Source organism: Geodermatophilus sp. SYSU D01176 (assembly GCF_054050015.1).
The window spans coordinates 160,133-173,439 of record NZ_JBJGYN010000001.1 but is presented as its reverse complement, the minus strand read 5'-3'; the positions used below and the strand labels follow the sequence as shown (position 1 = coordinate 173,439).

Here is a 13,307-nt window from a genome sequence, read left to right as displayed (position 1 = left end):
CTCAGCGGTGCCGGGGCAGGACGACCCGGGCCCGCGTGACGCCGTCCGTCGAGGTGAGCGTGAGCCGGCCGCGGTGCTTCTGGGCCACCACGGCCAGCGACGTCGCGAGCCCCAGCCCGGTGCCCTGACCGACCGGCTTGGTGGTGAAGAAGGGGTCGAAGGCCTTCGCGAGGACCTCCGGCGGCACGGGCGGTCCGGTGTTCTCGACGTCGACCACCACGGCCTCGTCCTCGCCCCGGGTGCGCACCGTGACGGTGCCCGGCCGGTCGACGGCGGCCAGCGCGTTGTCGAGGAGGTTGGTCCAGACCAGGGCGAGGTCGGCGGGCCAGCCCTGGACGACCTGGGGCTGCGGGTCGAGGTCGCGCTGCACCGTCACGTCGGTGGGCACCTTGTGGTTGAGCAGGACGAGTGCCTGCTCGAGGCCGGCGTGGACGTCCACGTCGGTCAGCGACTGGTCCGAGGAGTAGGCCAGCGGGCGCACCCCGGAGACGATCCGGGAGAGCGCTTCGGCGCCGACCGAGATCTCCTCGAGCAGCGCGGCGACCTCCGCCGAGCGCGCGAGGTCGTGCACCGCCCGGCCGCGCGCGTCCGCGGGCAGGTCGGCCAGCGCCTCCGCCAGGAGCGCCGGGTCGACGCCGAGCCGCACCAGCTCCGGAGCGGCCGCCCACCCCCGGTCGACGCCGGCCGCGGCGAGGACGTCGGCGAGCGCCCGCTCCGCGTCGCCCCGCTCCAGCGGGTCCTCCGGCACGGGCACGGCGCCGACGAGCCGCCGGAGCGGGTCCCCGGGCCCGGCGTTCCCCGCCAGCAGGGTCCGCAGCCTCGCGACCCCGCGCTGGACGGCGCTGGCCGGGTTGTTCAGCTCGTGCAGCAGCCCGGCCGACAGCGCGCCCAGCGCGGCCATCCGCTCGTGCTGGCGGACCAGCCCCTCCTCGCGGTCCAGGCGCCGGGTGGCCGCCAGCAGCATGGCCCGGGCCGACTGCGGGTGCGTGAACAGCCGGTCCAGCGCGTCGGCCCCGATCCGCTGGACGCGGCTGGCGGTCCGGGCCCGCACGGTCGCCGAGCGCGGCCGGCCGTGGGCGATGCCCATCTCCCCGACGAGGTCGCCGGCGGCGCAGACGTTGAGCAGCACCGGGGAGCCACCGACGTCCCGGCTGACCTCGAGCTCGCCGCAGAGGACGACGTACATGGCCTCCGGCGGCGCGCCCTCGGCCATGAGCACCTCGCCGGCGGCGAGCTCGACGGTGCGGCTGGTCACGGCCAGCTCCGCGAGGTCGGCCTCCGGCAGGTGCCCGAAGAGGCGGGAGCCGCGCAGCGCCGCCGCCACGTCCCGGTCCGCGACCCCGGTCACCGGGCGGCCAGCCGCTGGTGCACGAACCGGACCGCCATCGCGCCCTCCCCCACGGCGGCGGCGATCCGGTTGCCCGCCCCGTGCCGGACGTCGCCGGCGGCGAACACCCCGGGCACGGAGGTCTCCAGGGGCAGGGGCGGGGCCGACAGCGGCCACTCCGGCGGCCACGAGCCGACGTCCATGCCGGTGAGCACGAACCCCCGCTCGTCCCGGCGGACGACGCCGTCGAGCCAGCCGGTGCGCGGCTCCTGGCCGATGAACACGAACACGGCGTCCGCAGGCTCCTCGCGCTCGCCGGCGTCCGACCGCAGGCGCAGCCCCTCCAGCCGCCGGGTGCCCAGCACGCCGGTCACCTGCGTGCGGTACTCCACGGAGACGTTCTCCCGCGACGCCAGCCGGTCGACCAGGTAGTGCGACATCGTGGCGGCGAGGTCGCCGCCCCGCAGCAGCAGCGTGACCGAGGCGGCGAAGCGGGAGAGGAAGACCGCCGCCTGCCCAGCCGAGTTGCCGCCCCCGACGACGAACACCCGGCCGCCCCGGTGGTCGGCGCCCTCGGCCTGACCGGCGCCGTAGTAGACGCCGAGCCCGGTGAGCTCGGCGGCCCCGGGCACGTCGAGCGTCCGGTACTCCACACCCGTGGCGATGATCAGCGTGGCGGCGCTGATCTCGCCCCCGTGCGCGGGCCGGACGACGGTGTAGGGGCCCTCCCGGCGCACGCCCACCACCTCGGCCGGCACCAGGATCTCGGCGCCGAAGCGGACCGCCTGCTCGCGGGCGCGCAGGGTCAGGTCGGCGCCGGACAGGCCGACCGGGAACCCCAGGTAGTTCTCGATCCGGCTGGTGGTGCCCGCCTGCCCGCCGGGGGCGTTGCACTCCAGGACCAGCGTCGACAGCCCCTCGGAGGCGCCGTACACCGCGGCGGCCAGGCCGGCCGGCCCGGCGCCCACCACGACGAGGTCGTAGGCCGCGCGCTGCGCCTGCGCCCGCAGCCCGATCCGCGTGGCGACCTCGTGCAGGTCGGGCTGGACGAGGACCTCCCCGTCGTCCAGCACGAGGGCCGGCAGCGAGCCGGCGTCGATCGCCGCCACGTCGAGCAGCTCCCGCGCCTGCGGCTCCGACTCGACGTCGAGCCAGCGGTAGGGCACCAGGTTGCGGGCCAGGAACTCGCGCAGCAGGTGGCTCGACCGCGACCAGCGGTCGCCGATCAGCCGGAGGTTCGCCAGCGGGGGCGCCGGGCGCCAGGTCTGGAACAGGTCGTCGAGCACCGGGTAGAGCCGCTCCTCCGGCGGGTCCCACGGTTTGAGCAGGTAGTGCTGGACGTCGGCGTCGTTGATCGCCTTGATGGCGGCGTCGGTGTCGGCGTAGGCGGTCAGGAGCACGCGCCGGGCGTCGGGGTACATCCGCCGGCTCGCCGCCAGCAGCTCCACGCCGCTCATCCCCGGCATCCGCTGGTCGACCAGCAGGAGGGCCACCGGGTCCTCGCGCAGCCGCAGCCGGCGCAGCAGGTCCAGCGCCTGCTCGCCGGAAGAGGCCGTGTAGACCTGGTAGTGCTCGCCGTACCGCTCCCTCAGGTCGCGCTCGACCGCGGACAGCACCGGACCGTCGTCGTCGACGGCCAGCAGGACCGGCTTGCCCATCTGGCCTCCTCCGGGATCGGTGGCCCTGTGCGCGGTCCGCCCCCTGGCGGCCGCGCCACCGGCCACCGGCGCGGCGTGCCCACGACCCCACGGGACGGCGGGCGCCGGAGAGGACGGGACGGCGTCCTGGACGGCTGCCGCTGCTCAGCCAGCCGTACCCCGGTCGAGGCCCCGGGCGCGGAGTCTAGGAGGACTGCCGAGAGCCGGAAAGCCGTGACGCCGCGCCGCACCGGCCCGGACGTGCCCGTCGACCTCCGCGCCGCGCCCGGCGGCCCCCTCGGGAGTCGTCCCGGCACTACCGTCGGCGTTCCTCGGGGACCTCGTGGACGGACGGGAGGCCGACGATGCCGCTCTACCTGACCAGGTTCAGGTACACGCCGGAGACGTGGGCCCGGCTGATCGACGCCCCGGAGGACCGCCGCGAGGCCGCGCGGACCTACATCGAGTCGGTGGGCGGCCAGCTGCACGGGTTCTGGTACGCGTTCGGACCCCATGACGGCTACACGCTCTGGGAGGCCCCGGACAACGTCTCCATGGCCGCGGTCGCGCTGGCGATCGGCGCCGGGGGTGCGCTCGACCCGATCGAGACGACGGTGTTGATGACCGTGGACGAGACCATGGAGGCGATGCGCCGGGCGCAGCAGGTCCGCTACCGCCCACCCGGCGCGCAGCCCTCCCGGTAGCCACCAGGTCGCACCGCGGTGGTGCGGCCGCCGGCCGGTGCACGAGGTGAGTAGTTCGGCGGATGTCGGCGGCGCGTCCGCGCGGCAGGGTGGGCCCGTCCCCGGCGCGGTGCCGCGGTCCGGCGGGGAACCCCCTCCGAGCCGGGCACCGGCCGACGCCCCTGCCCCTCCGGGAGTCGTCATGATCATCGTGTCCGCAGCCACGGGCCGGTACGGCCGGCTCGTCGTCGACCGCCTGCTGGAGCGCGTGCCCGCGACGGAGGTCGCGGTCGCGGTCCGCAACCCGGCCCGCGCCGCGGACCTCGCCGAGCGCGGCGTCGAGGTCCGCCACGGGGACTACGACCGGCCGGAGACCCTCCGGCCGGCGTTCGAGGGCGCGGACCGGCTGCTGTACGTCTCCGGGCCGGACCTGGGCGGCCGCATCCCGCAGCACCGCAACGTCGTCGCCGCCGCGCTGGACGCGGGCGTCGGCGGCATCGCCTACACCAGCGGCCTCGGCGCCGACGTGGTCGAGGACGGCCCCCTCGGCGAGCACCACGCCGGCGAGCAGGCCGTCCTGCGCAGCGGACTGCCCGCCACCGTGCTGCGGCACCCCATCTACTCGGACTTCTTCCTCGGCCCCGACCTCGCCGCCGCGATCGAGACCGGTGAGCTGGCGAGCAGCACGCGCGGTCGGGGGATGAACACGGCGACCCGCGCCGACCTGGCCGAGGCAGCGGCCGTCGTCCTCACCGACGGGGACCGCTTCGGGCGGGCCTACGACTTCACCGGCCGGCTCTGGACGTACCCCCAGCTGGCCGCCGTGCTGAGCGAGCTGGGCGGCCGCCCGGTGGTCCACCGCGACGTCGACGAGGACGCGGGCGTCATCGGCCTGCTCGGGATCGGCCCGTTCATCCGTGCCAGCGGGTTCGAGCGGCAGACAGGGGACCTCGAGGCGGTCCTCGGTCGTCCGGCCACCGGCCTGGAGGACGCCGTCGCGTCGGCGCTCGCCGCCCGCGCGCCGGCGTAGCCGCCGCGGACGCCGGGCTACCCGTCGCCGCGCATCGTCCCGCGCACGGTGCGGACGGCCAGCTGGCTCCGGTTGGCCAGGTCCAGCTTGGTGAGGATGTGCTGGACGTGGTTCTGCGCGGTGCGCTCCGAGAGGTGCAGCCGGGCGGCGATCTGCCGGTTCGTCAGGCCCTCCGCCACGAGAGCGGCGACCTCGCGCTCCCTGGCGGTGAGCGGGTCGGGCCGCCCGCCGTCGAGCCGGCGCACCAGGTCCCCGGCCCGGTCGGCCCACGGGCGCATGCCGAGCGTGGTGGCCCGTTCCGTCGCGTCGGCAGCCAGCTTCCGGGCCCGGGGGACGTCGCCGGGCCGGCCGCGGCGGGCCAGGACGGCCGCCAGCTCGTACGCGGACTGGACGGCGAACCCGGCAGCGCCATCGGCAACGCAGGCCCGGACGGCCGCCTCGAGGTCGCCGGCGGCCTCGTCGAGCTGCCCGAGGGAGCCGGCGGCGATCCCGAGGTACAGCTCGACCGGGCCGTCGTAGGCGATGGCGCCGGCGCCGCTGACGACGTGCTGGCCGCGGAAGGGGGCCATCCGCGCCCGCAGGACCGCGACGTCGTCCCGCAGGCCCAGGGCGATCGCGGTCTCGATCCCGAAGGCGTAGCAGACCGTCGTGGTGTGCGGGATCGGCCGCCAGCCGGCGGGGGGACCCAGCCGGCGGTGGACGGCGGCGGCGTCCGAGAGCCGGCCGGCGGCGACGAGGAGGCGGGCCGCCGCCGCGGAGAAGACCACGTCCTCGGTCGGGAAGTCCAGCTCGCCCCCGCCGACCTCCGGACGTCCCGGCGGCCGCAGGGCGGTCAGGTCCACGCCGTCACCGGTGTGCAGCGCGATCGCCGACAGCACGGCGGTCCGGTTGATGACCGCCGATCCGTGGCCGGTCGCCGACCGCGGGAGCGCGGCCAGCGCCTCGTCGGCCAGTCGGCGCGCGTCGGCGAACCGGGCCTGCGCCTGGGCCAGCACGGCGCGGCACTGCAGGACGTGCCACCGGGCCACCGGGCTGCGCTCCTCCTGGGCGCACCGGGCCAGCGGTCCGAGTTCCCCCTGGACGGCCACGAGGTCCCCGCGCTGGAAGGCCACGTCGATCCGCCACAGGTGCGCCCACATCGACGTCCGGGGGTCGCGGGTCTCCCGACCGAGGGCGGCCATGCGCTCGGCGAGGTCGGCCCGCTCGTCGAGGCCGTCCGGGCCGGTGGCCGCCAGCTGCCGTGCGCGCAGCGCCGCGGCGCGGGCGGACGGGTCGTCGGACGCCTCCGCCACGTCGAGCGCCTGCCCGCCGGCGGCGCGCGCGGCGTCGACGTCCCCGAGGTACATGCAGGCGTCGGAGAGGGTCGCCAGCACCCTGGCCCGGAGCGCCGAGGGGCGCGGGTCCATGGTGGCCAGCGCCTCCTCGCACCACCGGCGGAGGGTCACCTCCGACGCCACGTCGGGCAGCCCGCCCTCGAGCACCACGGCGGCCTGCGCCAGCAGGTCGGCCCGTCCGAGCCGGCGCGCGAGGGCGGCGGCCCGGCGGGTGACCGTCAGCCGGTCGGCGAGGTCCCCGGCCAGGCGCAGCGCCGTCCCGGCGTCGATCAGGAGGCGGCACCGCAGGGCGTCGTCCAGGTCGCCCGCGCCGACGGTGACCGCGAGGCGGAAGAGCCGGGCGGCCTCCTCGTAGGCCAGCCGGTGCCCGGCCTCCTCGGCCGCCCGCCGGATCCACCCCGCGGCGCGGGCGCGCTCCCCCGCCACGGCGGCGACCGCCCAGTGCCGGGCGAGGTCGGCGAGCCGGCCGTCTGCCGTGCCGTCGCCCGCGGTCTCGATCGCCTCGGCCGCGCGGCGGTGCAGTCGCACCCGGTCGGCGGTGCCGAGGTCCGCCTCGACCGCGTCGCGGACCAGGTCGTGCGCGAACCGGTACCGCCCCGGCACCGCGGCGCCCTCGACCAGCCCGGCCGCGGCCGCCTCGTCCAGCCCGGCCAGGCACGTCAGCACCGGGACGTCGAGCACCCGGGCCACCGCGGGGACGGCGAACTCCCGGCCGACGACCGATGCCGCCCGCAGCGCCCGCGCCGCGTCGGCCGACAGCCGCCCGAGGCGCGCCGCGATCGCCGCCCGCACGCCCTCCGGCACCGGCTCGTCGGCGCTCCGGATCCGCGGGTCGCCCAGCACCCGGGCGACCTCGCGGACGAAGAACGGGTTCCCCCCGGTCCGGGCGTGCACCCGCCGGACCTCGCCGTCGCCGGGGCGCTCCCCGAGCAGCGCGGTCAGCTGCGCGCCGACGTCCGGGACGGCGAGACCGCGGAGCTCCAGCACCTCGGTGACCGGCTCCCGGTGCAGCTCGCCCACGAGCGGGGCGACCGGCTCGGTGTCCCGGTGGGTGACGAGGACCAGCAGCCGGGAGCCGGCCATCGTCCGTGCGACGTGCTGCAGCAGCAGCAGCGAGGCCGGATCGGCGCGGTGCAGGTCGTCGAGGACGACGAGCACCGGTCTCGCGCGGGTCACCTCGCGCAGGAGCCGGGTGACGGCGTCGAAGGAGCGGAAGCGCGCCACGTCGGACGGCGGGACCTCGGTGCGGTCCCGCGGGTGGGGGAAGACGTCGGGTGCCAGGCTGCCGAGGTCCTCCTCCAGCCCGTGCGCGGCGGCGACGGCCCGGAGGTCGACGGGCTCGCCCAGCGCCCGCAGGACCTGGCGCCACGGCCAGTACGGCGGTGCCCCCGTCGCCTCGGCCGCCGGCCCCCAGGCGACGGCGACGTCCCGGGCGGCCGCGAGCGCGCTCAGCTCCTCGGCGAGCCGGGTCTTGCCGATGCCGGGCTCGCCGCGGCAGAGCACGAGGCGTCCGCGGCCGGCCACGGCCAGGTCGAGGCAGTCGACGAGGACGGCGAGCTCGTGTCGCCGTCCCACGAGTCCGGTCCGCATCGCCCCGCCTCCAGGGCTCCGAGGGACAGGTGCCGTTCCGTGGCCTGCGGGTCGGGGACCCCGCAGCGCCCGAGGGCGCATTGTCCCGGCCGGGGTGCGCCGGCGGGTGGTGTTCCGGACCCGCGACCACCGGCCTCGGCCCCACCGCGGACCGGCCCACCACCGCCGGGGTGGGTACCGTCCCGCGGGACGTGTCGAGCCGAGCGGGAGGACGGTCGCGGTGACCGATGGGCTGAGGTCGCTGCTGCACGCGTGCCACCTGCTGCCGCCCGACCAGCTGGCCGCCACCGTGGCCGCCGAGGCCGCGCGGCTGGGTGTCCGGGAGACGGTCCTCTACCTGGCCGACTACGAGCAGGTCACCCTGCTCCCGGTACCCGGCGCCGGCGTGCCCGAGCGCCAGGAGCTGTCGATCGAGGGCACGCTGGCCGGGCGGGCGTTCCGGCGCGTGGCGATCGTCGACAGCGCCGGGGAGCACGGGTACCGGCTGTGGATGCCGCTGCTGGACGGCGTGGAGCGGCTGGGGGTCGTCGAGCTGGTCCTGCCCGAGGAGCCCACCGCCGACCGTCGGGACGCGCTGTGGGCGCTGGTGACCCTCACCGCCGAGCTCGTCGTGGTGCGGGACGCCTACAGCGACGTGTTCGCCCGGCTGCGGCGGCGCAGGTCGCTGAGCCTGGCCGCGGAGATGCAGTGGGAGCTGCTGCCCCCGTTGTCGTTCGGGACCGACCGGGTGGTCATCACCGGCGGGCTGGAACCCGCCTACGACATCGGCGGGGACTCCTTCGACTACGCGGTCAACGGGGACACCGCCGAGCTGCTGGTCATCGACTCGGTCGGGCACGGCCTGCCGGCCGCCGTCCTGGCCAGCGTGGCGATCAGCGCCTACCGCCACGCCCGCCGCAACTCCCTCGACCTGCCCGGCATCGCCGCCGCGGTCGACGCGGCCATCGCCGCGCAGCTCGGCGCCAGCCAGTTCGCCACCGCGGTGCTCGCCCGCCTCGACATCGACACCGGCCGGCTGCGGTGGATCAACGCCGGCCACCCCGCACCGCTCATCCTGCGCGGTTCCTCGCTGGTGCAGCCGCCGGACTGCCCGCCGTCCCGGCCGCTGGGCCTGCAGGGGGGCGAGCCGGCGTGCTGCGAGACCCGGCTGGAGCCCGGCGACCGCCTGCTGCTCTACACCGACGGCATCACCGAGGCCCGCTCCCCGGAGGGCGAGTTCTTCGGCGAGCAGCGGCTGGCCGACTTCATCAGCGCGGCCGTCGCCGCCGGCGAGCCCGCCCCCGAGATGGTCCGCCGCCTGATGCGGCAGGTGCTCACCCACCAGGCCGACCGGCTGCAGGACGACGCCAGCATCATCGTCCTCGAGTGGCTGACCGGCGGCGGGCACCGGACGCTGCCGTAGCCGGCGCAGTGCTCGCCCGGCCGGCGCAGCGCCTAGCCTCGGGGCGTGGGGTTCACCGTTCCCGACGCGCACCTGCTCGCGCTGCACGCACACGAGGGCCAGGTGGACCAGCAGGGCCGGGACCACTACCTCGCCCACCTGCGGCCGATCGCCGAGGCGCTGCGCCCCTACGGCCCCCACGCGGAGATGGCCGGCGCCCTCCACGACATCGTCGAGGACACCCGCGACCACCCCGACCCGGCCCGCCGCTACGACCTGGACCGGTTGCGCGCCCTGGGCGTGCCGGAGGTCGTCGTCGAGGCGGTCGACGCGGTCACCCGGCGCCCCGGAGAGCCCTACATCTCCGGCCTGATCCGCCGCTCGGCCGCCCACCCCCTCGGCCGCCTGGTCAAGCTGGCCGACAACGCCCACAGCCTGGCCGCCAGCGCCGCCCTGGCCGAGGTCGACCCGGAGAAGGCGCGCCGGCTCCGCGAGGGCCGCTACCGCCCGGCCCGCCGGATCCTGCTCGCGGCCGAGGCCGCCGACCGCGGGCACGGCGGCCGGATCCTCGTCTGACCCGCGCCGCCAGGCCCCGCCCCGGGTCCCGCAGGCCCCCTGCAGGGTCCCGCCGCGACCCTGCGAGTGGCGGGGGCAGGGCGTCCGTTGTCAGCGGCGGAAGTACAGCCGGACGGTGGTGCCCGTGGGACGGGAGTCCACCGCCGCGTCGTCGGCCAGGCTCCACGCCAGCCACATCCCCCGGGCGCCCTCGGGTCCGTCGGGCGGGGGGACGTAGCCGAGGGTCTCGTCGGGCAGACCCGGCCCGGCGTCGGCGACCTCGACGACGAGGGCGTCCCCGTCGGTCCAGCACGACACCTCCGCGAACGCCGCCACGCGCAGCGCGTTGACGACCAGCTCGTGGGCGGCCGGGACGACGTCCCCGACCCGCGCCGGCCACCAGTCCAGCGCTGCCGCCGACACGACGCGGCGGGCCTCCCGCGACGTCGTCACGGCCACGGCGGGGGCCCACGCCGGCCGCTGGACCCACGCCGGGTGCACCGACCGGAGGAACCGCTCCGGGTCCTCGTAGGCCGGCTCCGGGACCGGTGCGGAGCCACCCCAGGTGAGCGGGTGCGTGCGGGCCACCGCGTCCAGGACCGGTGCCGGCAGCCGCTGCCGGTCGTGCAGGCACAGGCTGTAGTACGGCAGGGCGGCGTAGCAGCGGTTGGCGACGGCCTCGAAGCGGCTCCACTCGCGTCCGTCGTCGCGGGCCAGCCACGTCGGCTCCGCGGCCAGCCGCCAGGTCGGCGCGACGGCCTGCAACGCGCGCAGGTCCCGGTCGTAGGCGTGCAGGGTGCGGTGCCCGCCCTGCCACCAGGTCTCCGCGGCGGCGAACGTCGTGAGCCGGTCCACGTCCGGGCCCAGCTCCTCGGCGAGGAGCGTCCGGACCCGCTCACCGGCGACGACGAGCACCGGCTCCCCGCGGGACAGCCCCTCCACGGCGAACGGGACCACCCGGTCGACGAGCTCGCGGTCGGTGCCGAACACGAAGGCCTCGTGGGCGAAGGTCGTACCGTCCCAGTCGCCGGTCGGTCGGAGTCCGCTCACGCCGGCACCGTGCCCTCGCCGCCGAGGCCGAACAGCTCCAGACAGCGGGTGGCCACCCGCGGGGCGCGCACCAGCCGCAGCTGCACGCCGGCGGCGCGGAGCACCTGGGTGGCCCGGGCCAGCGCGCGGGCGCCCGCGACGTCGAGGAACCCGACGTCGGCGAGGTCGAGCACGACCTCCCCGGGGCCGTCGCAGGCGACGTCGACGAGGGCGCGGAACAACGCGTCGGCCTGGGTCACGTCGACCTCCCCGTGCAGGGACAGCGACGGCCCGCGCCCCGACAGGTGGGCCAGCGCCTCCTGGTCGCCGGAGTGCCGGCCGGGGTGCAGCAGGATGACCGGGCCCAGGACGTCGGCGTCCAGGGACGCCTGGTACAGGCAGAGGGCGGTCATGGGGACGCCGGCCATCATCGCGTCGGCCAACTGCTCGTAGACGTGCAGCCGCCGGCGCGCGTCGGGCCCGCGACGGACCAGGGGGGTGACGTCGGCGGCGACCCGGAGGCCGGTGCGGCCCCGGGCGAGGGCCGCGTCGACCAGCCTCCGGTAGGCCGCCACCTGCCCGGCCGGCGACAGCTCCCCGCCGGAGGCGTAGAGCTCGGCGGTGCTGTGCACCTCCAGCTGCCCGCCGGCGAGCAGCTCGTCCCGCCCCGGCAGCGGCGCCAGGGTCCGCAACAGCTCCGGTCGCGACGACCCGATGAGCAGCAGGTGCTCGCCGAGCCGACGTCCCTCGTCGAGGAACGGCAGGACGGCGGCCGCGAAGTCCGCGTCGTCGGCGTACGTCCAGCAGACGTGGTCGCCGGCTCGCAGCCCCGTCGGGGCCTCGAGCCTCCGCAGGACCGTCACCCCCGCGACGCTACCTCCGCACCCGCCCGTGCGGGAGGTCCGGGCCGGCTGCGCGCCCGCGGAGGTACCGGGCAGCCGGGATGGCGGGATACGGTGCCGAAGCGTGTGACCCAGCTCACAACGGAGGCACCGTGACGACGACCCAGCCCCGCCCGCGCTCATCCGTCCGGCCCCGCCCGGCGGCCGAGGACCGGCCCGCGCCCGAGGACCCCGGTACGCCGGCTCCGGTCGAGGGCGGCGAGCCCGTCGGCATCCCCTCCCCCCGGGGCATGGCCCGCGGACTGATCGCGACGTTCACCCAGGCCGGACCGATGGCGCGGGAGGCCGTCCGGCTCGGGCGCGACACCGCCCGCATCCTCCGGGGCACCGACGAGATCGCGCCCTCCCCCAAGGACAAGCGGTTCGCCGACCCGGCCTGGACGCTGCACCCCGGGTACCGCCGGCTCGTCCAGTCCTACGTCGCGGCGGCGGCGTCCCTGGACCGCCTGGTCGCCGACTTCGAGGCCGACGGCGCCGACTGGCGCGAGGTCGAGCAGGTGCGCTTCGTCCTGAACGCGCTGACCAGCGCCATGGCGCCCACGAACACCCTGCTGGGCAACCCGGCGGCCTTGAAGCGGGCCTTCGACACCGCCGGGGTCAGCGTCGTCCGCGGGCTGCGGAACGCACTCCACGACCTCGTCCGCAACGGCGGGCTGCCCCGCCAGGTGGACCGCAGCGCCTTCACCGTGGGCGAGGACCTCGGCGTCACCCCGGGCGCCGTCGTCCACCGCGACGAGGTCATCGAGGTCATCCAGTACGCCCCGTCGACGCCGACGGTGCGCTCGCGCCCGCTGGTGATCGTCCCGCCGCCCATCGGGCGCTTCTACTTCCTCGACCTGCGCCCGGGCCGCAGCCTCGTCGAGTACGCGGTCAGCCGGGGCCTGCAGGTCTTCATGATCAGCTGGCGCAACCCGACGCGGGAGCAGTCCGAGTGGGGCCTCGACGAGTACGCGCAGGGCGTCGTCACCGCCGTCGACGTGGCCCGCGAGGTCACCGGCTCGCCCGACGTCACCACGCTCGGCCTGTGCGCCGGCGGCCAGATCATGACGACGGCGCTGAACCACCTGGCCGCCAACGGCGACGACCGGGTGCACGCCGCCGGCTACGCGGTGACCCTGCTCGACTTCTCCAGCCGTGCCCCGCTCGGCGCCTTCTCCGGGCCGCGGATGCTGGAGGTCGCCCGGCGCAACTCGCGCCGGCGGGGGGTCATCACGGCCCGGCAGATGGGGTCGATGTTCACCTGGATGCGCCCGGACGACCTGATCTTCAACTACCTGGTGCAGCAGTGGCTCATGGGTGAGGACCCGCCCGCGTTCGACATCCTCGCCTGGAACGCGGACGGGACGAACCTGCCCGCCCGGCTGCACGAGCAGTTCCTCGACATCTTCGGCAACAACGCGCTGGTCAAGCCCGGGGCGCTGCGGGTGCTGGGCACGCCGGTGCACCTGAGCCGGATCACCCTCCCCACGTTCGTCACCGGTGCGCTCACCGACCACATCACCCCGTGGCACGGCTGTTACCGGACCACCCAGCTGCTGTCCGGGCCGAGCACCTTCGTGCTCAGCCACAGCGGCCACATCCAGAGCCTGGTCAACCCGCCCGGCAACCCCAGGGCCAGGTACTGGACCGGCGGCGAGCCCGGGCCGGACCCGCACGCCTGGCGCGCGGCGGCCGAGGAGCACACCGGCAGCTGGTGGGAGCCGTGGTCGGAGTGGGCGCTCGAGCGCTCCGGCGACGAGGTGCCGGCGCCCGAGACGCTGGGCAGCACCGGCCACCCGGTCCTGGAGCCGGCGCCCGGCTCCTACGTCCGCGACCGCGTCCCCGCCGGGGCGTAGGGAC

General features: G+C 76.9%; 10 protein-coding genes. 5 read left to right on the top strand and 5 right to left on the bottom strand.

The features are described 5' to 3' along the window. Position 1: 1 nt before the first annotated feature. Positions 2–1,348: a sensor histidine kinase gene (locus ACI78Z_RS00810; protein WP_457034608.1), complete on the bottom strand. Its 1,347-nt coding sequence runs from the start codon at positions 1,346–1,348 to the stop codon at positions 2–4. Then, positions 1,345–2,985, bottom strand: a complete 1,641-nt coding sequence (locus ACI78Z_RS00805; protein WP_457034607.1) for an FAD-dependent oxidoreductase — start codon at positions 2,983–2,985, stop codon at positions 1,345–1,347. The genes ACI78Z_RS00810 and ACI78Z_RS00805 overlap by 4 nt, the downstream gene beginning before the upstream one ends. Positions 2,986–3,329: 344 nt before the next feature. Here ACI78Z_RS00805 and ACI78Z_RS00800 point away from each other — a divergent pair, with 344 nt between their 5' ends. Both ACI78Z_RS00800 and ACI78Z_RS00795 read left to right on the top strand, forming a co-directional pair. After that, the gene (locus tag ACI78Z_RS00800; RefSeq protein ID WP_457034606.1) at positions 3,330–3,668 is read left to right on the top strand and encodes a GYD domain-containing protein; all 339 of its coding nucleotides are present in this window, start codon (positions 3,330–3,332) and stop codon (positions 3,666–3,668) included. A gap of 181 nt (positions 3,669–3,849) precedes the next feature. Then, the gene (locus tag ACI78Z_RS00795; RefSeq protein WP_457034605.1) at positions 3,850–4,677 is read left to right on the top strand and encodes an NAD(P)H-binding protein; all 828 of its coding nucleotides are present in this window, start codon (positions 3,850–3,852) and stop codon (positions 4,675–4,677) included. Positions 4,678–4,694: 17 nt separating this feature from the next. On the opposite strand, the gene ACI78Z_RS00790 is transcribed toward ACI78Z_RS00795, so the two are convergent. Continuing rightward, positions 4,695–7,601 carry an ATP-binding protein gene (locus tag ACI78Z_RS00790; protein ID WP_457034604.1) on the bottom strand — a complete coding sequence of 969 codons (2,907 nt, stop codon included), beginning with the start codon at positions 7,599–7,601 and terminating at the stop codon, positions 4,695–4,697. A 220-nt stretch (positions 7,602–7,821) separates the two neighbouring features. Here ACI78Z_RS00790 and ACI78Z_RS00785 point away from each other — a divergent pair, with 220 nt between their 5' ends. Further along, entirely contained in the window at positions 7,822–9,003 is a 1,182-nt protein-coding gene (locus ACI78Z_RS00785; RefSeq protein WP_457034603.1) for a PP2C family protein-serine/threonine phosphatase, read from the top strand. Positions 9,004–9,048: 45 nt separating this feature from the next. Next, positions 9,049–9,558: a phosphohydrolase gene (locus ACI78Z_RS00780; protein WP_457034602.1), complete on the top strand. Its 510-nt coding sequence runs from the start codon at positions 9,049–9,051 to the stop codon at positions 9,556–9,558. Positions 9,559–9,648: 90 nt separating this feature from the next. On the opposite strand, the gene ACI78Z_RS00775 is transcribed toward ACI78Z_RS00780, so the two are convergent. Together ACI78Z_RS00775 and ACI78Z_RS00770 are read right to left on the bottom strand one after the other, a co-directional pair. Next, positions 9,649–10,587 carry an anti-sigma factor RsbA family regulatory protein gene (locus tag ACI78Z_RS00775; protein WP_457034601.1) on the bottom strand — a complete coding sequence of 313 codons (939 nt, stop codon included), beginning with the start codon at positions 10,585–10,587 and terminating at the stop codon, positions 9,649–9,651. Beyond that, complete coding sequence (locus ACI78Z_RS00770) at positions 10,584–11,429, bottom strand: MEDS domain-containing protein (protein ID WP_457034600.1); 846 nt, start codon at positions 11,427–11,429, stop codon at positions 10,584–10,586. Before ACI78Z_RS00770 ends, ACI78Z_RS00775 begins: the two co-directional genes overlap by 4 nt. A 131-nt stretch (positions 11,430–11,560) precedes the next feature. On the opposite strand from ACI78Z_RS00770, the gene ACI78Z_RS00765 reads away from it, so the two are divergent. Then, complete coding sequence (locus ACI78Z_RS00765; protein ID WP_457034599.1) at positions 11,561–13,303, top strand: PHA/PHB synthase family protein; 1,743 nt, start codon at positions 11,561–11,563, stop codon at positions 13,301–13,303. The last annotated feature ends 4 nt before the right edge of the window (positions 13,304–13,307 follow it).

Coding starts and splice junctions, on each gene's coding strand:
- ACI78Z_RS00805 (WP_457034607.1), bottom strand. CDS start 2,985: ATGGGCAAGCCGGTCCTGCTGGCCGTCGACGACGACGGTCCGGTGCTG.
- ACI78Z_RS00800 (WP_457034606.1), top strand. CDS start 3,330: ATGCCGCTCTACCTGACCAGGTTCAGGTACACGCCGGAGACGTGGGCC.
- ACI78Z_RS00795 (WP_457034605.1), top strand. CDS start 3,850: ATGATCATCGTGTCCGCAGCCACGGGCCGGTACGGCCGGCTCGTCGTC.
- ACI78Z_RS00790 (WP_457034604.1), bottom strand. CDS start 7,601: ATGCGGACCGGACTCGTGGGACGGCGACACGAGCTCGCCGTCCTCGTC.